This window comes from Azorhizobium doebereinerae UFLA1-100 (assembly GCF_000473085.1).
GTDB classification, from domain to species: Bacteria; Pseudomonadota; Alphaproteobacteria; order Rhizobiales; family Xanthobacteraceae; genus Azorhizobium; species Azorhizobium doebereinerae.
Map to the genome: position 1 here is coordinate 14,517 of NZ_AXBA01000039.1, position 18,719 is coordinate 33,235.

Here is an 18,719-nt window from a genome sequence, read left to right on the forward strand (position 1 = left end):
GGGGCGTGGATGGCGTGCAGCGCAGGGCGCGTCATGACCGATGTTTTGAAAGTGGCGGACGAGGCCGGGCTCGTCGCGGCGGTGCGCGCGGCCCTGGAGGCGGGCAAGACGCTGGACGTGACCGGGCGCGGCTCCAAGCGCGGCCTCGGCCGGCCGAGCCAGACCGACTGGACGCTCGACCTCTCCGGCCTCTCCGGCGTCACGCTCTATGAGCCGGAGGAGCTGATCCTCTCCGCCAAAGCGGGCACGCCCATCGCCGAGATCGAGGCGCTGCTCCAGGCGCGCGGCCAAATGCTGGCGTTCGAGCCCTTGGACTACGGCCCGCTGCTGGGCACGGCTGATGCGGCGGGCACGCTCGGCGGGGTCATCGCCTGCAATCTCGCCGGCCCCCGCCGCATCAGCCACGGCGCGGCCCGCGACCATGCGCTGGGCGCCCGCGCGGTGTCGGGCCGGGCGGAGGCGTTCAAGTCCGGCGGGCGGGTGGTGAAGAACGTCACCGGCTACGATTTGCCCCGCCTGTTCGCCGGCTCCTACGGCACGCTGGCGGTGCTGAGCGAGTTCACGCTGAAGGTGCTGCCGCGCCCGCCCATGGCGGAGACGGTGGTGCTGCCCGGCGTGGCGCCGGAGGTGGCGGGCCGGGCCATGAGCGCGGCCATGGGCTCGTCCTGCGAGGTGTCGGGGGCGGCCTATCTGCCGGCCCCCGTTGCAGCCCGCATCCCCGAACTGAATGTGGACGTGCCGGCGGTGGCGCTGCGGCTGGAAGGCTTCGAGCCCTCGGTGCGCGCCCGCCGCGCCATGCTGATCTCGGTGCTGATGCCGTTCGGCGCCGTCGAGGTGGCCGAGGATGCGGCGTCCGCCGCCATCTGGAGCGCCATCCGCGACGTGCGCCCGTTCGCCGGCACCGGGGAGCGGGCGGTGTGGCGCCTGTCCACCGCGCCGTCCGCCGGTCCCGCGCTCGCCGCCGAGCTGGCCGAGACGCTCGGCGCGGAGGCCTATTGCGACTGGGCGGGCGGGCTGGTGTGGCTGCTGCTGCCGGGCGAGGCGTCGCAGGCGGAAGCGGTGCGCGCCGCTCTGGCGCCGCATGGCGGCCACGCCACCCTGGTGCGCGCGTCCGCCGCCGAGCGGGCGGCCGTGCCGGTGTTCCAGCCCCAGGAGGCGGGCCTTGCCGCTCTGACGCGCCGGGTGAAGGCGAGCTTCGACCCCAGGGGCGTGCTCAACCCCGGCCGCATGTATGCGGGGATGTGAGATGGCCGCTTCAGCGCCTTCCGGGTGCCCCCTTCCCCCAGCAATCGAGTGCAGCGAAAACACAAGCGGCGGCACGGGAGGCCGTGACTGATGCAGACCACATTCTCCCTCGCCCAGCTCGCCGATCCGCATGTCTGCGAATCGGAGAAGATCCTGCGCACCTGCGTGCATTGCGGCTTCTGCACCGCCACCTGCCCCACCTATGTGCTGCTGGGCGACGAGCTCGACAGCCCGCGCGGCCGCATCTACCTCATCAAGGACATGCTGGAGAACGACCAGCCGGCGACGCAGGAGGTGGTCAAGCATGTGGACCGCTGCCTGTCCTGCCTCTCCTGCATGACCACCTGCCCCTCGGGGGTGCATTACATGCACCTCGTCGACCATGCCCGCGCCCATATCGAGCACACCTACAAGAGGCCGCTGTTCGACCGGCTGAACCGGGCGCTGCTGGCCTCCGTCATGCCCTATCGCGGGCGCTTCCGGCTGGCGCTCGCCGGCGCGGCGCTGGCCAGGCCCTTCGCGCCGCTGTTCGACGCCATCCCGCCGCTGAAGCCGCTCGCCGCCATGCTGCGCCTCGCCCCCGGCTTCCCGAAGGGCCGCTCGGTGAGCGAGGAGCCCGGCGTGCACCCCGCCGCCGGTCCGAGGCGCGCCCGCGTGGCGCTGCTCGGCGGCTGCGCCCAGCCGGTGCTGCGGCCGGAGGTGGACGAGGCCGCCATCCGCCTGCTCAACCGCCTCGGCGTGGAGGTGGTGCGGGTGGAGAAGGAAGGCTGCTGCGGCTCCTTCGTCCACCACATGGGCAAGGAGGAGCAGGGCCTCGCGCTGGCCCGCGCCAATATCGACGCCTGGTGCGCCGAGATGGACCGGGGCGGCCTCGACGCCATCCTCGTCACCGTGTCCGGCTGCGGCACCACCATCAAGGATTATGGCCACATGCTGCGCCTCGACCCCGCCTATGCGGAGAAGGCGAAGCGGGTCTCGGCGCTCGCCAGGGACGTGTCGGAATATCTCGGCACCCTCGGCCTGCCCAAGGCGGCCAGGCCCATGGGGCGGAAGGTCGCCTATCATGCCGCCTGCTCGCTCCAGCACGGCCAGAAGATCAAGGGCACGCCGGTGCAATTGCTGCGCACCGTGGGTTTCGAGGTGGCCGAGCCCATGGAGAGCCACATCTGCTGCGGCTCGGCGGGCAGCTACAACATGCTCCAGAGCGAGATCGCCGGAGAGCTGCGCGACCGCAAGGTGGCCAACCTGGAGAGGCTGGCGCCGGACATCATCGCCGCCGGCAATATCGGCTGCATGACGCAGATCGGCTCCGGCACGGGCCTGCCCATCGTCCACATGGTGGAACTGGTGGACTGGGCCACCGGCGGCCCGGTGCCCGCGCCGGTGGCGGCCGCGGGGCGTTCCGTGGCCGCCTGAGAACAATCCGTCCGGCATTGTTGCCGGACGGGCAAAAGTCTGTTGGCCGACCCGCTTGTTCCCGCGCGGACGGCCAGGGTCTATCTGCGGCCGTGCCGTCGCGTCCCTCCGCGCCATGGCCCCGCGCCTTCAAGGCACAGGAAGAGACATGCCCCGCCGGTTCGACCTTTCCCTCTATCTCGTCACCGATCCCGGCCTCACCGAGGCGCGGGGCCTGATCGAGACCGTGGAGCAGGCGGTGGCCGGGGGCGTGACCATCGTCCAGCTGCGCGATCCGCAGGCCAAGGGCCGCGCGCTGGCCGAGCAGGCCCGCGCTTTGCTCGGCCTGCTGGCCCCCAAGGGCATTCCCCTCATCGTCAATGACCGGGTGGATGTCGCCGCCGCCGTGGGCGCCCAGGGCGTGCACCTCGGCCAGGACGACATCGACCCCGCCGCCGCCCGCGCCATTCTCGGGCCGCAGGCCATCATCGGCCTGTCCATCGGCACGCTGGAGGAACTGGCCGCCTCCGACCTCGGCCCGGTGGATTATGTGGGCTGCGGCCCGGTGAAGGCGACCGGCACCAAGAGCGACGCCGGCGGGGCCATCGGCGTCGAAGGCCTCGCCTTCCTGCGCGCGCACATCGCTCTGCCCATGGTCGGCATCGGCGGCCTCAAGGCCGAGGATGCGGCCGATGTCATCCGCGCGGGCGCCGAAGGCGTCGCCGTCGTCTCCGCGCTCTGCGCCGCGCCGGACGTCACCGCCGCCGCCCGCGAACTGAAAGCCATCATCGACGGTGCCCGCCGCTGAGCGGCGGTCCTCCGAAGTTCTTTCGCGTTTTCGAACACCCACGTCCCAACTGGAGACCGACATCATGTCGACCCCCGCCTTGCCTACCGGCGTCGTCATCACCGGCGCCCTCGGCCCGCGCTACGAGGAGGTCCTGACCTCCGAGGCCCTCGCCTTCGTGGCCGAGCTGCACCGCTCCTTCGACGCCACGCGCCGCGACCTGCTGGCCCGCCGCACCGCCCGCCAGGCCCGCTTCGATGCCGGCGAGCTGCCCGACTTCCTGCCCGAGACCGCCAGCATCCGCGATGCCGAATGGACCATCGCGCCGCTGCCCCAGGACCTGCTGGACCGCCGCGTGGAGATCACCGGCCCGGTGGACCGCAAGATGATCGTCAACGCGCTGAACTCCGGCGCCAAGGTGTTCATGGCGGACTTCGAGGACGCCTCCGCCCCGCAATGGTCCAACATGATCGAGGGCCAGCTGAACCTGAAGGATCGCTGGGCCAACAGGATCGACTTCCATGACCCGTCCAACGGCAAGGACTACAAGCTCGGCGCCACGCCCGCCGTGCTGATCATCCGCCCGCGCGGCTGGCACCTGCCGGAAGCCCATGTGACGGTGGACGGCGCGGAGGTCTCCGGGTCGCTGTTCGATTTCGGCCTCTATGCCTTCCACAATGCCAAGGCGGCGCTGGCCCAGGGCTCCGGCCCGTATTTCTACCTGCCGAAGACCGAGAGCCACCTGGAAGCCCGGCTGTGGAACGACGTGTTCACGCTGGCGGAAGCCCGCCTCGGCCTGCCGGCCAAGACCATCAAGGCCACGGTGCTGATCGAGACCCTGCCGGCGGTGTTCGAGATGGACGAGATCCTCTACGAATTGCGCGACCATGTGGCGGGCCTCAACATCGGCCGCTGGGACTACATCTTCTCCTTCATCAAGCGGCTGGGGAAGAACGCCCGCTTCCTCACCCCGGACCGCGCCCGCATGGTGATGAACGAGGCCTTCCTGAAGGCCTATGGCGCGCTGCTGGTGAAGACCTGCCACCGCCGCAAGGCCTTCGCCATGGGCGGCATGGCGGCGCAGATCCCGGTGAAGAACAATCCCGCCGCCAATGACGCCGCCTTCGCCAAGGTGCGCGCCGACAAGGAGCGCGAGGCCGGCGACGGCTGCGACGGCACCTGGGTGGCCCATCCCGACCTCGTGCCGGTGGCCATGGAGGTGTTCAACCGCCTGATGCCCACCCCCAACCAGCTCCAGAAGCTGCGCCAGGACGTGAGCGTCACCCGCGACGACCTGCTGGTGATGCACCAGGGCGCGCGCACCGAGGGCGGCCTGCGCGAGAACATCCGCGTCGGCGTGCAGTATATCGAGGCGTGGCTGCGCGGTCGCGGCGCGGTGCCGCTGTACAATCTGATGGAGGACGCGGCCACCGCCGAGATCAGCCGCGCGCAGATCTGGCAGTGGATCCACCTCGGCGCCAAGCTGGAGGACGGCCGCACGGTGACGGGCGACCTGTTCACCAGCCTGCTCGATGACGAGATGGCCAAGCTGCGCGAGACGCTGACCCCCGCCGTCTACGACAAGGGCCGCTTCCCCGAGGCCATCAAGCTGTTCTCGGACATGACCCTGGCCAAGGATTTCGAGGAATTCCTGACCCTGCCGGCTTACAAGCTGGTGGCCTGAGCCTTCCCGGTCCGGGGCGGCCCCGCCGCGCCGGAGCCCGGCACCGTTACAAAAAATTCATGCGCCGCGCCCTTCCTGCGGCACTTTCCCGTGCGCATATGCCGGTCGTACTCAGCCCGCCTTCCGCTAGGGGAGGCGGGCCGATCAACCGACCGGAGACGATCATGACCCCCGAAGAACGCGCCCTCATCGATGGCCTGTTCGATCGCATGCGCGGCGTGGAGAACCAGCCGCGCGACGCCGAAGCCGAGGCCCTGATCGCCCGCCGCACCAGCGAGGCGCCGCACGCCACCTACACGCTGGCCCAGACCGTCCTCGTCCAGGAGCATGCGCTCCAGCAGGCCGCCGCCCGCATCCAGGAACTGGAAGCCCAGGCGCAGGCCGCGCAGGCGCAGCAGCCGGCCCCGAGCTTCCTCGGCGGGCTGTTCGGCGGCGGCGCGCCGCGCGGCACCTCGGTGCCCACCTCCGGCGCCCGCAGCACCGGGCCCATGGGCCTGCCGCAGGGCTATAACGCCCAGCAGCCCGGCTACGGCCCGCAGGCCGGCGCCCAGCCTTCCGGCCCGTGGGGCCAGCAGCCGCAATACCAGCAGCCGCAGTATCAGCCCCAGCGCCCCGGCATGTTCGGCGGCGGTGGCGGCGGCTTCCTGTCCGGCGCGCTCACCACGGCGGCCGGCGTCGCCGGCGGCGCGCTGCTGTTCGAGGGCATCAAGGGCCTGATGTCCGGCGGCACCGGACCCATCGCCCAGCAGGCCTCCTCGCTGCTGGAGCAGCCGGCGGCCGCGGCGGGCGATCTCGCCAGCCAGGCGCAGGAAGCCTTGGGCGGCGCCCCCGACACCAATGTGGCGGCTGCCGACACGGGCAATGACCCGTGGTCGTCCGGCGCGTCCGACACCGGCTACCAGGACGCCGGCTATGACGACGGCGGCGATTTCGGCGGCGACGATTCCAACTGGGCCTGACGTGATTAAGGGGCAGGGCCGCCGGGCGGCCCTGCCTCACTCGCCCAGGCAGGCGGTGCTGGCGATGCGGTAGGTGCGCGCCGCGCCCAGCAGGTGGGCCTCGAACGGGCCCGCGAACAGGCCGGCCACCGCGCCGTGGCGCACGTTCAGCCCGCCCGCATAGGCGCCCAGCGCCGGCAGCACGAGGCGGCGCCCGTCGGTGGCGAAGCAGCGGCGGCGAATGGAGCGGCCGCGCACGCTGAGCCGCGCCACCGGGTGCAGATGGCCCGCCACCTCGCCGGGCTCCGGCACCTCGGCTGGCTCATGGCGCAGCACCAAAGGCCCGATGCGCGCCTCGCGCGCCCAATCCCCTTCCAATTCCCCGTTCGGCTCGGGATCGTGATTGCCCGCGATCCAGAGGAAATCGCGCCCGGCGGCCAGCGCGCGCAGGCGGCGGCGGGCCTCGTCCGGCAGGCGCTCGGCGCCCCAGCGGTCGTGGAAGCTGTCGCCCAGAGCGACGATGCGGCGCGGCGCGAGGGCGGCCACCAGGGCCTCCAGCCGCGCCAGGGTTTCCGCCGTGTCGTAGGGCGGCAGCATCTGGCCGCGCCGGGCGAAGGCGGAGCCCTTCTCCAGATGCAGATCGGCCACCACCAGCAGATGCTCGTCGGGCCAGAACAGGCCGCCGCGCGGGTCGAGCCGCACCGCGCAGCCGTGAAGGGCGGTGAGCGGACCAGGACCGGAATCGGTGCGCGCGAGCATCCGCCTTCATGGCCCAACGTCCGCGCGCGGGCAAGCACGCGGACGCGGGCCCGTCAGCGGAACAATTGGCGCAGGCCGGAGGGCTGGCAGCGCAGGTATTGCGGCGCCGCCACCATGCTGGCGCCGAGCGCGGCCGCCGCATGCCAGGGCCAGCGCGGATCGTAGAGGATGCCGCGGGCGATGCCGATGGCGTCCGCCTTGCCGGTGGCCAGGATGTCTTCCGCCTGCGCCGGATCGGTGATCAGGCCCACCGCGATGGTGGTGAGGCCGGTGGCCGCCTTCACCGCCTCCGCCAGCGGCACCTGGTAGCCGGGCGCGACGGCGATCTGCTGCAGGGGCGACAGGCCGCCGGAGGAGACGTGGATGGCGTCCAGCCCGCGCGCCTTCAGCGCCTGAGCGAATTGGATGGTCTGCTCCAGGTCCCAGCCGCCCTCCACCCAGTCGGTGGCCGAGACGCGCATGATGACCGGAATGTGCGCCGGCAGCGCGGCGCGCACCGCCTCATACACCTCCAGCGGGAAGCGCATGCGGTTCTCCAGCGAACCGCCATAGGCATCGGTGCGGGCGTTGGAGAGCGGCGAGAGGAACTGGTGCAGCAGGTAGCCGTGGGCGCCGTGGATCTCCACCGCGTCGAAGCCGATGCGCGCGGCGCGCCGGGCGGCGTCAGCGAACGCGGTGCGCACCCGGGCGAGGCCGTCCGCATCGAGGGCGATGGGGGCCACGTCCGCATTGCGGAACGGCAGGGCTGAGGGGGCGAAGGGCACCCAGCCGCCGGCATCGGCGGGCACCTGGGCGGCGCCCTCCCACGGCCGGGCGGTGGAGGCCTTGCGCCCCGCATGGCCGAGCTGGATGCCGAACTTCACCTCGCCGGCGGCGGGAAGCTGCGCTCGCACCCGGGCCAGCACGCCGCCCAGCGCCGCCTCGGTGGCATCGTCCCACAGGCCGAGGTCGGCGGGCGAGATGCGCGCCTCCGGCTCGACGCCGGTGGCCTCGATGATGACGAGGCCGGCGCCGGACAGGCCGAGCGTGCCGAGGTGGATGAGGTGCCAGTCGGTGGCGGCGCCGTCGGTGGCCGAATACTGGCACATGGGGGCGACGACGATGCGGTTCTCAAGCGTGAGGGCGCCGAGCTTCAGCGGGTCGAACAGCAGGGGCATGGAAAGATCCGGAAGGCGGGAAGGAAAGGGCTGCGCCTTTCATACAGGAGCCGGCGGCGGCGCGGCAGGGCGCGGCCGGTCACGGATGCGCGCGCTGCGGCGGCGGGGCGGATTTTTTCCGGGCGCCGTGTCGGCGCCGGCCCGGCTGCCGCGTCCTTCGGGGACAATGCCGAAGGAGGACCCGCTTATGTCGCCATCTCCCACGCCATCCCCCACGCCTTCGCCCAAGCTCGTCTTCATCAACCTGCCGGTGGCCGATCTCGACCGCGCCATTGCCTTCTACGAGCGCATCGGGGCGCGGAAGAACCCGCAGTTCAGCGACCACACCGCCGCCTGCATGGTGGTGTCGGACGTCATCCATGTGATGGTGCTGACCCACCCGAAGTTCAAGGACTTCACCCCCCGCGCCATCGCCGACGCGCATCAGGTGAGCGAGGTGCTGATCTGCCTGTCCGCCGCCAGCCGCGCGGAGGTGGACGCCACGGTGGCGGCGGCGGTGTCCGCCGGCGGCAAGGCGGACCCCAGCCGCATGCCCGAGTTCGACATGATGTACGGCCGCAGCTTCGAGGACCCGGACGGCCACATTTGGGAAATCATGTGGATGGACCCGGCCATGAGCGCCTGTCCGGAGCAGGCGGCGAGCGCCTGAGGCGCCCGGCGGGCCGGATCGCCGCAGGCCATGGCCGCGCCGACGACGGCGCGGGATCAGCCAAGGAGGCTCTGATGTCGAAGATTTCCCCCTGCCTGTGGTTCGACGGCGAGGCGGAGGAGGCCGCGCGCTTCTATGTCTCGCTGCTGCCGGGCTCGCGCATCGAGACGGTGCAGACCAACCCCATCGACACCCCGGCCGGCCCCGCCGGCAGCGTGCTGGTGGTGGAGTTCACCCTGGCCGGCCAGACCTTCATGGCGCTGAACGGCGGCACGCGCTTCGCACACACGCTCGCCACCTCGTTCCGCATCGCCTGCGCCGACCAGGGGGAGGTGGACCGCCTGTGGGCGGCCCTGTGCGCGGATGGCGGGCAGGCGCAGCAGTGCGGCTGGCTGATCGACCGCTACGGCGTGCCCTGGCAGATCACCCCGGCCGCCCTGCTAGCCGACCCCGCCCGCGCCCCGCGTGTGATGGCCGCGCTCATGGGCATGGTGAAACTGGACCTCGCCGCGCTGGAAGCGGCCTGAGCCCTCCCGCCCGCTGGGGCCCGCCCCGGCACCGCCCCCGCAGGGGCGGGCCCCCAGCGCCGGCCGACTGCCGCTGCCGCCGGGCAGCGGCAGTCACGGGGAGCCGCGATGAGCCTACCGCGCCGCCCGCATCGCCTGGAGCACCGCTTCGCTCGGCCAGCAGTCCACCTTCAAGCCGGCGGATCTCTGGTAGGCGCCCAGCGCCGTGCGGGTCTGCATGCCGGCCTTGCCGTCGATCTTGTCGGTGTAGAGCCCGAGGCGCGCCAGATGGGTCTGCATCGCCTCCACCGAGCTGGTGCGCAGCTGCGTCGCCGCAGACCAGGGCGTGGCGAAGGGCTGCGGGGTCAGCATGCGGTCGGACAGGTGGCCGACGAACAGCACGTAGAGGTCGGAGAAATTATACTGCTTGATGACGAAGTAATTGGCCGTGGTGAGGAAGGAGGGGCCGTAGAGCCCCTCGGGCTGGAGCAGCGAGGCCGGCTGCGCCTGCTCGGCGGCGGAGGTGCGCTGCACCGGGCTGAAGCCGGCGCGCTGCCAGTCGCCGATCGGCCGCTGCACCTCCGGCACGCCCAGGGTGCAGTCGGCATTGGCCGGGGCGCGCACCTCATAGGCCCAGCGCACGCCGGGCTGCCAGCCCTTGTCGGCCAGCTGCTTGGCGGCGGAGGCGAGCGCGTCCGGCACCGAATGCCAAATGTCGACGCGGCCGTCGCCGTCGAGATCGACGCCGTGCTTGAAATATTCGGACGGCAGGAATTGGGTCAGGCCGGTGGCCCCCGCCCAGGAGGAGCGGAACTCCCTGCGCGTCACCGCCCCCGCGTCGAGGATCTTCAGCGCCAGGATGAACTCGTCGCGATACTGCTCCTTGCGGCGGCCCACATAGGCCTGCGTCGCCACCACGCGCAGGGTGTCGTGGGGGTCGGAGGAGCGGCCGTAGTCGGTCTCGCGGCCCCAGATGGCCAGCACCATGGTGCCCGGCACGCCGAACCGGCGCTCGATCTCCTCCAGCGCGGCGCGGTATTTCTGCATCAGCCGCTGCCCCTCGGCGGCGAGCTGGATGATGCGGGCTTCCTTCACATAGTCGGCCGGCACCTGCACGAACTCGGCCTGCGCCCGCGCGCCGGTGACGGGCCGCCCCGGCAAGGCGAGGTCCGGCAATTTGTAGTCCGGCTCCAGCCCGCGGGTCTCGCGCTCGAAGGTGGCGCGCGACACGCCGGCCGCCTGCGCCTCCGGCCAGAGCGCGGCGATGAACTGGGTGAAGGTCGCGTCCGCCGCGCGGGCGGGCGCCGGAAGCGCCAGCAGGCAGGACAGCAGGGCCAGGAAAACGCCCAGGAATACGCCTGGATAAGCGCCCGGATAGACGCCGGGGAAAAGAGCCCGGCGAAGGGCCGGGAGAAGGGTACGGCAACCGGATCGCACGGAACCGCTCATGCTGTGATGTGGACAGAAGGCATGCGCGACGATAGCACGGCGCCGCGCGGTCCTCTCCCCCCTCAGCTGCCGTTCCGCGCCTTCACCTTGCGTACCGCTTCCAGCTGGAAGCGCAGCGCGGTCAGCGCGTCCTGCTCCTTGGGGGTGAGCGTCGCCATGTCCACATGGGCCATCAGCACCTCCAGCGCGTCGCCGATGCGGCCGAGCTGGCGGCCGTAGCTGCCCACCTCGTCGAGGATCGCCTGTTCCGCTTGCGGGTTGCCGGACTGGCCGAGATTGATGCTGACGCCGGTGAAATTGGCCTTCTCGAAGAAGCGCCAGGGATTGATCGACTGCCACAATTGATCGGGCGCCAAGCCCATGGTCATCCGCGCCATCCACCCCTCCATCGCTCGTCTGCGGCGAAGGTTAAGCGGGAAGGGCGCGGTTGCATAGGCGGTCGGCGGCAGCCTTTCCGCGAGGGGCGGCAGGTCTTGGGGATGCACCGCGTTGGGGCGCGCCGGGCGGGGAGGCCCGGGCCGTGTCCGAGAGGCGAACCCGTGTCACGCCGCCTTGCCGGCGACGATGGCCTCCAGCTCACGCATCACGTCGTCCAGGTCATGGAGTGCGGCGCATTGGGATCTGCGCGTAGGCACTGCGCGGCTGTCTCCTTCGCGCCGGAAGCGGACCTTGCCAAGTGCGTGTCCGAACGTCCGGTATGGGCCGATCTCGCCTGGCACCTTCGATTGCTTCCGCGTCATGGGGCGTTCACCACTGGGCGCAGAAGACACCGCGCCTGTGGCCCGGCTGCCGATCGATGAAGCGTGACGAGGTTCTCTCCCGCTTGAAGCGGGGCGACGTGTTGCGCATGGGCTACGGGGCGCGCGGTCGCCTCTGGTGGTTTTAGCGCCCCTTCCGCGTGATCGCGGATGAGCGAATTGCGGGTCTGCGAAAGGCCGGCCTGCTGGCGGGCGAGCGCGACAGCCTGTTCGGCGATGGGGACGGCAGTCAATCATGGGGACTGAACCGGTGACGCCTCAACGACATTGCTGTGTCGCGGGTGAACTTCAAACGACCGAGCGGATGGGGGGAGTTGGAAATCCAGCTCCATTTTTAGGGACACAGAAGGAACCCCTCCCAGCTCATAAATGGTGTCGGCTGCAAGTTTGTTGAGGTGTTCTTTATGTTTTCTATCCAAATACTGGAACCAGTCTGGATTGAAGAAAACATTCTCAATGTGTTTCATTGCGAACTGCAAGCAAATTGACGCTAGCCGGCTGTCAGGAAGTTCCTTGAGCTGACCCGCAATGATTTGGCCAGGCGCGTTTTCGACACTTCGCCAAGAAATGCAAATCATCGCACTAGATTTACCCGCGAACGAAGAGACGAAAATCTGTTCGAGAAGTTCGTCCGGGTGTCCCTTCTGAAGTTCTCTGCCGTGTATGTCGGTAAATGGCGACCATGCACCTGCGAACATAAATGGCAACGGTGCGTCAAATTCAAAAATAATCGAACTAATATCTTCAAATCGTTTGGCTACCAAAGCTGATGTTAATGCGTCATGTGTGTGCTTAAATTCGCGTCGGGCAGCTTCGTTTCCTTCGTTAAATCCGTCGAGCATATTTTGAATTATGAACTGATCGAAAGCTGTTAAGCCTTTGTCTGCGCCCCGCAATGTTTCACGCAGATGAGCACTGGCATCTTTCCCGTAGAGTTCTCGGCTCATCGTGCGATAAGCCACCGCAAGGCATTGGTCGGGTCGACCGGAAAATTCCTCGTTTTCGATGCACGAGAAAAGGTCGCGGTCGTGGCCGCCGCAGAATCCATGGAATATTGATGCATCATTTATTCCAAGCTTTTTTGCAATAAGTTTTCCTCCATTCTTTTTCATTTCAGGAATGCTAGCCACATATTGCATAACGTGACCATTTTTGGCGATTTTTGATAAATTAGGTCCCTTTGAAACGGTGTGAGCTTTGATCACGCTGCCTTGACAGGCGCCCAAGCCCACGTCGTGGGCACAGCATTTCTTGACAGAAAAAGCTTTCCGATTCGCATCAACAGCATCCCATGCGTTTTCTTTTGGTTGCACATCTCGTGCGCGATGACATTTCTTAAATTTTACGCCAGAGCCGCACCAGCATGGGTCGTTTCTTTTTGGTTCTTTAATCATGCGAATCTCATTAGCGCGGGGCCGGCTTCGACCCTGACGGTGACTATGGGGCTATTTTGATCCTTCGCCCCGCGGGTGCAAGACAGACGCAGAGGCTCCGAGAAACGCAACTCAGCGTCGGAGGCGTCCGTTGCGGGCCGAAAGGGGTATTCTGCAGCCGGATCGCAGGCACAAAAAGCCCTACCGCTGGCCCAAGCCGATCGTGGGACCAGTGAGGGGCCACTCCCTGTGAATGCCCTAGCCGGGCCAGTACCGCCGCCCGGAGCGAATGGGCGGGGATCAGCGGGGCGCTGTGGCTGCGCCCCATCTTCGGAACCGCCTGATGATCTGCGGTCCTCGATTCATCCCGGCAATTAAGCTAGACACCGGAATGGCGACCGAAACCGGGATAGACGGCATGACCCAATTGCGCTTCGCCCATTCACCGCACCGGGTGCCGTGATGTGGAGGGCGCCGCCGATCATTTTAGGACTAGCAGCCCGCCACCGATGTCGCTGATCTGCATCCATATCAGGCTATCGTCCGTGGACGACCGCCAATTGATGAACCGGGGCGCGAGTCACGCCTCAGCGACCCATGAGCAGAGAATGCCGAGGATCAACTGCGACGCCCGGCCGTTCGGCGGCGGGCCAGGAGGTCGTAGGGGGGGAGGGCATGCTATAGGCCGCGAGGGTCGCAAACGAGAGCACGCGCCGCTATCGCGCACCTCGTGCATGCCCGGGCGGCGCTCACGCTCTGCGATCCACTGCGCCAGCGGCATCCCCTTCGGTCCAGACGAAGGCGCCGTCTTGCCGGTCTGTCCCTTGTAGGTGGCGACGAGTGCGGTGTCGGTTTTAGCGCCATAGGTCCTTGGCCACAGGATCTTCTGGCCGGAGACCCGTTGCCCGCAACAGGATCGATGTCCGCTTGCCAAGGAATTCTGCTGCCGGCCAATACCGGACGTGCAGGGGAGGTCTGCTTCTGGCGCGAAGCGGTCGTTCGCAACGGCGTGCCGGGCTGGCCGCTATTCCCCCTCTCACCCCATCGCCTCCCGCACCAGGTCCTCCTCCGCTTCCGCCAGTAGGGCCTCGTGTGTGTCCGGCCCGCCCACCGTCTCCCGCCCGATCTCCAGCAGCACCGGCACGGAGAGCGGCGAGACGTGCTCCAGCGGCTGGTGGATGATGTGGCCCCTGATACGGGCCAGCATGTCGGAGAGGCGGCGCACGTCGAGCAGGCCGGTGGCGGCGTCGGCGCGGGCGGCGCGCAGCAGAACGTGGTCCGGCTCGTGCCGGCGCAGCACGTCATAGACGAGGTCGGTGGAGATGGTGACCTGCCGGCCGGTCTTCTCCGTGCCGGGAAAGCGCCGCTCGATCAGGCCGGCGATCACCGCGCAGGAGCGGAAGGTGCGCTTCATCAAGGCCGATTCCGCCAACCAGGCTTCCAGGTCGTCGCCCAGCATGTCGGCGTCGAACAGGTCGGCCAGCGACAGCCGGCCGTCGCTCACCGCCGCGCCCATGTCGCCGGCGCCGTAGATGGCGAGGGCATAGTCATTGGCGACGAAGCCCAGCGGCTTCAGCCGCGCCCGTTCCAGGCGGCGCGTCAGCAGCATGCCCAGGGTCTGGTGGGCAAGGCGCCCCTCGAAGGAATAGGCCACCATGTAGAAGCGCCCGGCGCGGGCGAAGGTCTCCACCAGCAGTTCCGTGCGCCCCGGCAGGCGCGAGCGGGCCTGCTGCAATTCCAGCCATTCGCGCACCTGCGGCGGCAGCGCGGCCCAGCGGGCCGGGGCGGCGATGAGCGCGCGCACCCCCGCCGCCAGGAAGGTGGAGAGCGGGAACTTGCCACCCTGGTAGGAGGGCACGCGCGGCTCGGTGGCCGAGGAGCGCGAGACATAGACCTGGTCCTCTACCAGCGTCTCGTAGCGCAGGATCTCGCCGGCGAAGACGAAGGTGTCGCCCGGCACCAGGGTCTCGATGAAATATTCCTCCACCTCGCCCAGCATCCGCCCGCCGAAGCGCGGCCGCCCGGCGGGGCCGCCCTTGGCCGCGCCGCGCGCCGAGACGAGGCGGACCTTGAGCATGGTGGATTCGACGATGGTGCCGACGTTCAGCCGGTAGGTCTGGGCGATCTGCGGATTGGCCACGCGCCACAGCCCGTCCTTGGTGCGGCGGATCTTGGCGAAGCGCTCATAGGCGCGCAGCGCGTAGCCGCCGGTGGCGACGAAATCCAGCACGGCGTCGAAGTCGGAGCGGGGGAGGGCGCGATAGGGTGCGGCGGTCACCACCTCCGCATAGAGCGCGTCGGCCGCGAACGGCGCGGCGCAGGCGCTGCCGAGCACATGCTGGGCCAGCACGTCCAGCGCGCCTTGCCGCTCGGGCGGGGTGTCCTGAGCCCCCGCCGCCACCGCCTCCAGCGCGGCGCGGCATTCCAGCACCTCGAACCTGTTGGCCGGCACCAGCACGGCGTGGGAGCTTTCGTCCAGCCGGTGGTTGGCGCGGCCGATGCGCTGCATCAGGCGGGAGGCGCCCTTGGGCGCGCCCACGTTGATCACCTGATCCACGTCGCCCCAGTCGATGCCCAGGTCCAGCGAGGAGGTGCAGACCACGCCCTTGAGCCGGCCGGCGGCCATGGCCGCCTCCACCTTGCGCCGCTGCTCCACGTCCAGCGAGCCGTGGTGGAGCGCGATGGGCAGGTTGTCGTCATTGATGCGCCAGAGCTCCTGGAACAGCATTTCCGCCTGCCAGCGGGTGTTGACGAAGACGAGGCTGGTGCGGTGGCTGGCGATGAGGGCGTAGATTTCGGCGAGCGCATGCAGCGCCGTGTGGCTGGCCCAGGGCATGCGGGCCTTGGTCTCCAGCATGGAGAGGTCCGGCGCCGCGCCGCCCCGCGCCACCACGAGGTCGGCCAGGGTCTGTTTCTTCGGCAGGCCCTGGCCCTGCGCCACCAGATAGCGGCGCAGGTCGTCCGGCTCGGCCACGGTGGCGGACAGGCCGACGCTCTGGAGGCCGGGGGCGATGCTGCGCAGGCGGGCGAGCGCGAGCGCCAGCAGGTCGCCGCGCTTGGAGGTGACGAGCGCGTGCAGTTCGTCCAGCACCACGCGCTTGAGGCCGCTGAACAGGAAGTCCGCGTCCTTCGAGGCCAGCAGCAGGGCGATCTGCTCGGGCGTGGTGAGCAATATGTCCGGCGGGTCGCGGCGCTGGCGCTGGCGGCGGGAGGCGGAGGTGTCGCCGGTGCGGGTCTCGACGCGGATCGGCAGGCCCATCTCGGTGATGGGCGCCTCCAGGTTGCGGGCGATGTCCACCGCCAGCGCCTTCAGCGGCGAGATGTAGAGCGTGTGCAGCGGCGAGGTGCGCGGCGGCGGCTCGCGGCCGGCGGGGGCCGCCGCCTCGGCCTTCCTGGCCTTCGCGCGCGCCTTGCGGGCCTCCGGGCCGCGCGCCTCGCTCAGCTCCACCAGCGTGGGCAGGAAGCCGGCCAGCGTCTTGCCGGCGCCGGTGGGGGCGATGAGCAGGGTTGAGCGGCCGGCGCGGGCGGCGGCCACCAGGTCGAGCTGGTGCCGGCGCGGCAGCCAGCCGCGGGCGGCGAACCAGCGCTGGAAGACATCGGGAAGGGCGTCGGCGCGCCGCTGCTTCAGGGTGGACACGCCCCCTAAGATAGGGACGCCGCCGCGCCCGCGCGAGCGGGCACGGCGTTTATCGCGCGGCGTTTATCGGTCGCGTCGGCCGCGGGTCACGGCAGCGCGTTGAAGCTGACCGCCTCCACATAGGTGATCTGGCAGAGGTCGCCGATGTTCACCTGGGCGAGGTCGGCCAGCACCTTGGGGTCCGCCGCCTTGATGGTGCGGACATAGCCGTCCGGGCCCTCGAAGCTGAGCGTGCCGTTCACCTTGTCGATGTTCACCAGGATGGTGGTGATGGTGACGCGGCGCACGCCGAAGCCTTCCGGCCAGCCGGGCAGGCCGTCATTGAGGCCGACCTCGTTCACCACCTCGCCGGGCGTGCCCTGGCGCGCCTTGCCGAGCGCGGTGACGAGGCCGGGGACGAGGCGGATGATGATGCTCTCGCCGTTGCGCAGCAGGGAGAGGTCGCCGACGATCAGCGGCGCGCGCACGGCCCAGCGCTTGCCGTTCGGGGTCTCCAGCACGACGCGGCGGGTGGCCGGGTTGGCGCTCACCACCTTGGCGCGATAGGTCAGCACGTTCACCGGCCCGACGCCGGGCAACACGAACACGGTGGGCGTGCCCGGGAAGATCTGGGCGGCGGCGGGAACGGCGAAGCTGGCGAGGGCGCCGGCGCCCAGCAGAAGGGCGGCGCGGCGCGAGAAGACGTCGGACATGAGGAACCCCCGTTCGAAGCCGGACGCCACGCGCCCGGCGAATGGGTGCCGCAACCATGGAAGGCATCGCCCCTCGCGCCTCCCCGGCCGGGCGTCGCCGCGCGAATCAGTGGCAAGCCATTGATCCATCACGACAAGCGCCGCTCGGGCACGGCCGGGGACTGAGTGTCCCGACCGTGCCGGCTCTAACATGGTGCCGCCGCCGCCCGCAACCGCCGATGGGCGCCCCGGACCGGGCCGGGCATTGTCACAATGCTTTCCGAAAACTATGGTGAAGGTGTCGTTCACGGAACATCCGGCATGGGCGGAATGCGGAAAGCCGCAGCCGCCGGTGCCTGTCCGATCCGTCCGGCCTGCCGGATGGCGGGGGCGCAGGATGAGGGCGGCGCGGTCGCGCGCATCGTGCCGGCCCGCGCCGGCCCGGCCCCGGGACCGGCAGTGGGAGGGGCGGTGTGATGAAGCGCGACCTGACGAAGCCCGAGGCGGACGACGCGGCGGCATTCAGCCTGCCGGCCCTGTTCGGCAGGGGCATGGACGCGGCCAAGGAAGGCTTCGCCAAGTTCCCCGGCCCGTTCTTCCCGAGCCCCCTGTTCCCCGGCGCGTTCGGGAAGGACCTGTTCGCCAAGGATCTCCCCATAGCCGACCTCCCCACAGGGGACCTTCCCGCAGGCGACCTCATCACGAAGGATCCGGGCCTGTCGGTGAAGGGCCCGCGGCCCGAGGCCGGCAAGCCCATCTTCTTCCCCGGCGCGCTGCCGGCGGCCTCGCAGAAGCTGGTGACCGATTTCCGCGCCTATAGCGGCATCCGCCACCGCGAGGCGGTGCCGTTCGGCGAGCCGGTGGTGCTCGGCCGCCTCGGCGCGCTGGAAGTGCGCCTCGCCCGCACGGCGGGCGACGTGCGCCGCGCCCAGCGCCTGCGCTACAAGGTGTTCTACGAGGAGATGTCGGCGGTGCCGGACACCCCCTCGCGCCTCGCCCGGCGGGATTTCGATGCCTTCGACGCGGTGTGCGAGCACATCCTTGTGCTCGACCACGACGCCGGCAAGATCGTGCTAGGTCGCCGGAAGCCCAAGGTGGTGGGCACCTATCGCCTGCTGCGCCAGGAGGTGGCGAACCGCCACGGCGGCTTCTACACCGCCAGCGAGTTCGACGTGGGCCGGGTGGTGGACGGCCACCCGAGCCTGAAGTTCCTGGAGCTGGGCCGCTCCTGCGTGCTCAAGCCCTACCGCAACAAGCGCACGGTGGAGCTGCTCTGGCACGGCATCTGGACCTATGTGCTGCGCAACAAGATCGACGCCATGCTGGGCTGCGCCAGCCTGGAGGGCACCGACCCGGACGCTTTGGCGCTGCCGCTGTCCTTCCTGCACCACAATGCGCTGGCCCCGGAGGAGTGGCGCGGCCGCGCCCTGCCGAGCCGCTATGTGGAGATGAACCGCATGCCGGCGGAGGCCATCAGCCCCAAGGCGGCGCTGCAATCGCTGCCGCCGCTGGTGAAGGGCTATCTGCGCCTCGGCGGCTTCGTCGGCGAGGGCGCGGTGACCGACCACCAGTTCGGCACCACGGACGTGCTGGTGGTGCTGCCGGTCTCGGTCATCTCGCCGCGCTACGTGGAGCATTTCGGCCCCACCGCCAACCGCCACGCCATCTGAGCGGGCCCGCGCTCCGGTCCCCCGCGCTCCGTCCCCGGCGG

The 18,719-nt window shown here is 69.8% G+C and carries 15 protein-coding genes; 8 read left to right on the forward strand and 7 right to left on the reverse strand.

All coding sequences use genetic code 11. The features are described 5' to 3' along the window. Positions 1-33: 33 nt before the first annotated feature. The 5 genes from glcE (at position 34) to YU1_RS0122230 (ending at position 6,070) form a co-directional block, all read left to right on the forward strand. Positions 34-1,245, forward strand: coding sequence for a glycolate oxidase subunit GlcE (glcE, locus tag YU1_RS0122210; protein WP_029005953.1), 1,212 nt, complete (start codon positions 34-36; stop codon positions 1,243-1,245). A 90-nt stretch (positions 1,246-1,335) separates the two neighbouring features. Continuing rightward, entirely contained in the window at positions 1,336-2,661 is a 1,326-nt protein-coding gene (gene glcF, locus YU1_RS0122215) for a glycolate oxidase subunit GlcF (protein ID WP_029005954.1), read from the forward strand. 148 nt (positions 2,662-2,809) lie between these two features. Then, positions 2,810-3,448 carry a thiamine phosphate synthase gene (thiE, locus tag YU1_RS0122220; RefSeq protein ID WP_029005955.1) on the forward strand — a complete coding sequence of 213 codons (639 nt, stop codon included), beginning with the start codon at positions 2,810-2,812 and terminating at the stop codon, positions 3,446-3,448. Positions 3,449-3,512: 64 nt separating this feature from the next. Beyond that, a complete protein-coding gene (gene aceB, locus YU1_RS0122225; protein ID WP_029005956.1) occupies positions 3,513-5,111 on the forward strand; it encodes a malate synthase A in 1,599 nt (532 codons plus the stop codon). 164 nt (positions 5,112-5,275) lie between these two features. After that, on the forward strand, positions 5,276-6,070 hold the full coding sequence (locus YU1_RS0122230) for a DUF2076 domain-containing protein (RefSeq protein WP_029005957.1): 795 nt from the start codon (positions 5,276-5,278) through the stop codon (positions 6,068-6,070). A gap of 36 nt (positions 6,071-6,106) precedes the next feature. Here the strand turns inward: YU1_RS0122230 and pdeM are convergent, their stop codons facing one another. Together pdeM and YU1_RS0122240 are read right to left on the reverse strand one after the other, a co-directional pair. Beyond that, a complete protein-coding gene (gene pdeM, locus YU1_RS0122235) occupies positions 6,107-6,808 on the reverse strand; it encodes a ligase-associated DNA damage response endonuclease PdeM (protein ID WP_029005958.1) in 702 nt (233 codons plus the stop codon). A 53-nt stretch (positions 6,809-6,861) separates the two neighbouring features. After that, positions 6,862-7,965, reverse strand: coding sequence for an NADH:flavin oxidoreductase/NADH oxidase (locus YU1_RS0122240; protein WP_029005959.1), 1,104 nt, complete (start codon positions 7,963-7,965; stop codon positions 6,862-6,864). Positions 7,966-8,152: 187 nt separating this feature from the next. Between YU1_RS0122240 and YU1_RS0122245 the strand changes: the two genes are divergently transcribed. Then, complete coding sequence (locus YU1_RS0122245) at positions 8,153-8,614, forward strand: VOC family protein (protein ID WP_051357191.1); 462 nt, start codon at positions 8,153-8,155, stop codon at positions 8,612-8,614. A 74-nt stretch (positions 8,615-8,688) separates the two neighbouring features. After that, complete coding sequence (locus tag YU1_RS0122250; RefSeq protein WP_029005961.1) at positions 8,689-9,141, forward strand: VOC family protein; 453 nt, start codon at positions 8,689-8,691, stop codon at positions 9,139-9,141. A 114-nt stretch (positions 9,142-9,255) separates the two neighbouring features. On the opposite strand, the gene YU1_RS0122255 is transcribed toward YU1_RS0122250, so the two are convergent. From YU1_RS0122255 to YU1_RS0122275, 5 genes are all read right to left on the reverse strand, one after another. After that, positions 9,256-10,470 (reverse strand): lytic murein transglycosylase, encoded by a 1,215-nt coding sequence (locus YU1_RS0122255; RefSeq protein ID WP_035716361.1) that lies wholly within the window; start codon positions 10,468-10,470, stop codon positions 9,256-9,258. A 161-nt stretch (positions 10,471-10,631) separates the two neighbouring features. Continuing rightward, positions 10,632-10,946 (reverse strand): hypothetical protein, encoded by a 315-nt coding sequence (locus YU1_RS0122260; RefSeq protein ID WP_029005963.1) that lies wholly within the window; start codon positions 10,944-10,946, stop codon positions 10,632-10,634. Between the two features lie 614 nt (positions 10,947-11,560). Beyond that, entirely contained in the window at positions 11,561-12,721 is a 1,161-nt protein-coding gene (locus tag YU1_RS32890; protein WP_084540049.1) for a YecA family protein, read from the reverse strand. A 1,015-nt stretch (positions 12,722-13,736) separates the two neighbouring features. Then, a complete protein-coding gene (locus YU1_RS0122270; RefSeq protein WP_029005965.1) occupies positions 13,737-16,337 on the reverse strand; it encodes a ligase-associated DNA damage response DEXH box helicase in 2,601 nt (866 codons plus the stop codon). Positions 16,338-16,423: 86 nt separating this feature from the next. Further along, complete coding sequence (locus tag YU1_RS0122275; protein WP_029005966.1) at positions 16,424-17,029, reverse strand: hypothetical protein; 606 nt, start codon at positions 17,027-17,029, stop codon at positions 16,424-16,426. 455 nt (positions 17,030-17,484) lie between these two features. Here YU1_RS0122275 and olsB point away from each other — a divergent pair, with 455 nt between their 5' ends. After that, positions 17,485-18,678, forward strand: coding sequence for a l-ornithine N(alpha)-acyltransferase (gene olsB, locus YU1_RS30725; RefSeq protein WP_342447011.1), 1,194 nt, complete (start codon positions 17,485-17,487; stop codon positions 18,676-18,678). Positions 18,679-18,719: the final 41 nt, after the last annotated feature.

Bases quoted from the DNA above. Each gene is read 5' to 3' on its own strand.
- glcE (WP_029005953.1), top strand. From the start codon at position 34: ATGACCGATGTTTTGAAAGTGGCGGACGAGGCCGGGCTCGTCGCGGCG.
- glcF (WP_029005954.1), top strand. From the start codon at position 1,336: ATGCAGACCACATTCTCCCTCGCCCAGCTCGCCGATCCGCATGTCTGC.
- thiE (WP_029005955.1), top strand. From the start codon at position 2,810: ATGCCCCGCCGGTTCGACCTTTCCCTCTATCTCGTCACCGATCCCGGC.
- aceB (WP_029005956.1), top strand. From the start codon at position 3,513: ATGTCGACCCCCGCCTTGCCTACCGGCGTCGTCATCACCGGCGCCCTC.
- YU1_RS0122230 (WP_029005957.1), top strand. From the start codon at position 5,276: ATGACCCCCGAAGAACGCGCCCTCATCGATGGCCTGTTCGATCGCATG.
- pdeM (WP_029005958.1), bottom strand. From the start codon at position 6,808: ATGCTCGCGCGCACCGATTCCGGTCCTGGTCCGCTCACCGCCCTTCAC.
- YU1_RS0122240 (WP_029005959.1), bottom strand. From the start codon at position 7,965: ATGCCCCTGCTGTTCGACCCGCTGAAGCTCGGCGCCCTCACGCTTGAG.
- YU1_RS0122245 (WP_051357191.1), top strand. From the start codon at position 8,153: ATGTCGCCATCTCCCACGCCATCCCCCACGCCTTCGCCCAAGCTCGTC.
- YU1_RS0122250 (WP_029005961.1), top strand. From the start codon at position 8,689: ATGTCGAAGATTTCCCCCTGCCTGTGGTTCGACGGCGAGGCGGAGGAG.
- YU1_RS0122260 (WP_029005963.1), bottom strand. From the start codon at position 10,946: ATGGCGCGGATGACCATGGGCTTGGCGCCCGATCAATTGTGGCAGTCG.
- YU1_RS32890 (WP_084540049.1), bottom strand. From the start codon at position 12,721: ATGATTAAAGAACCAAAAAGAAACGACCCATGCTGGTGCGGCTCTGGC.
- YU1_RS0122275 (WP_029005966.1), bottom strand. From the start codon at position 17,029: ATGTCCGACGTCTTCTCGCGCCGCGCCGCCCTTCTGCTGGGCGCCGGC.
- olsB (WP_342447011.1), top strand. From the start codon at position 17,485: ATGAAGCGCGACCTGACGAAGCCCGAGGCGGACGACGCGGCGGCATTC.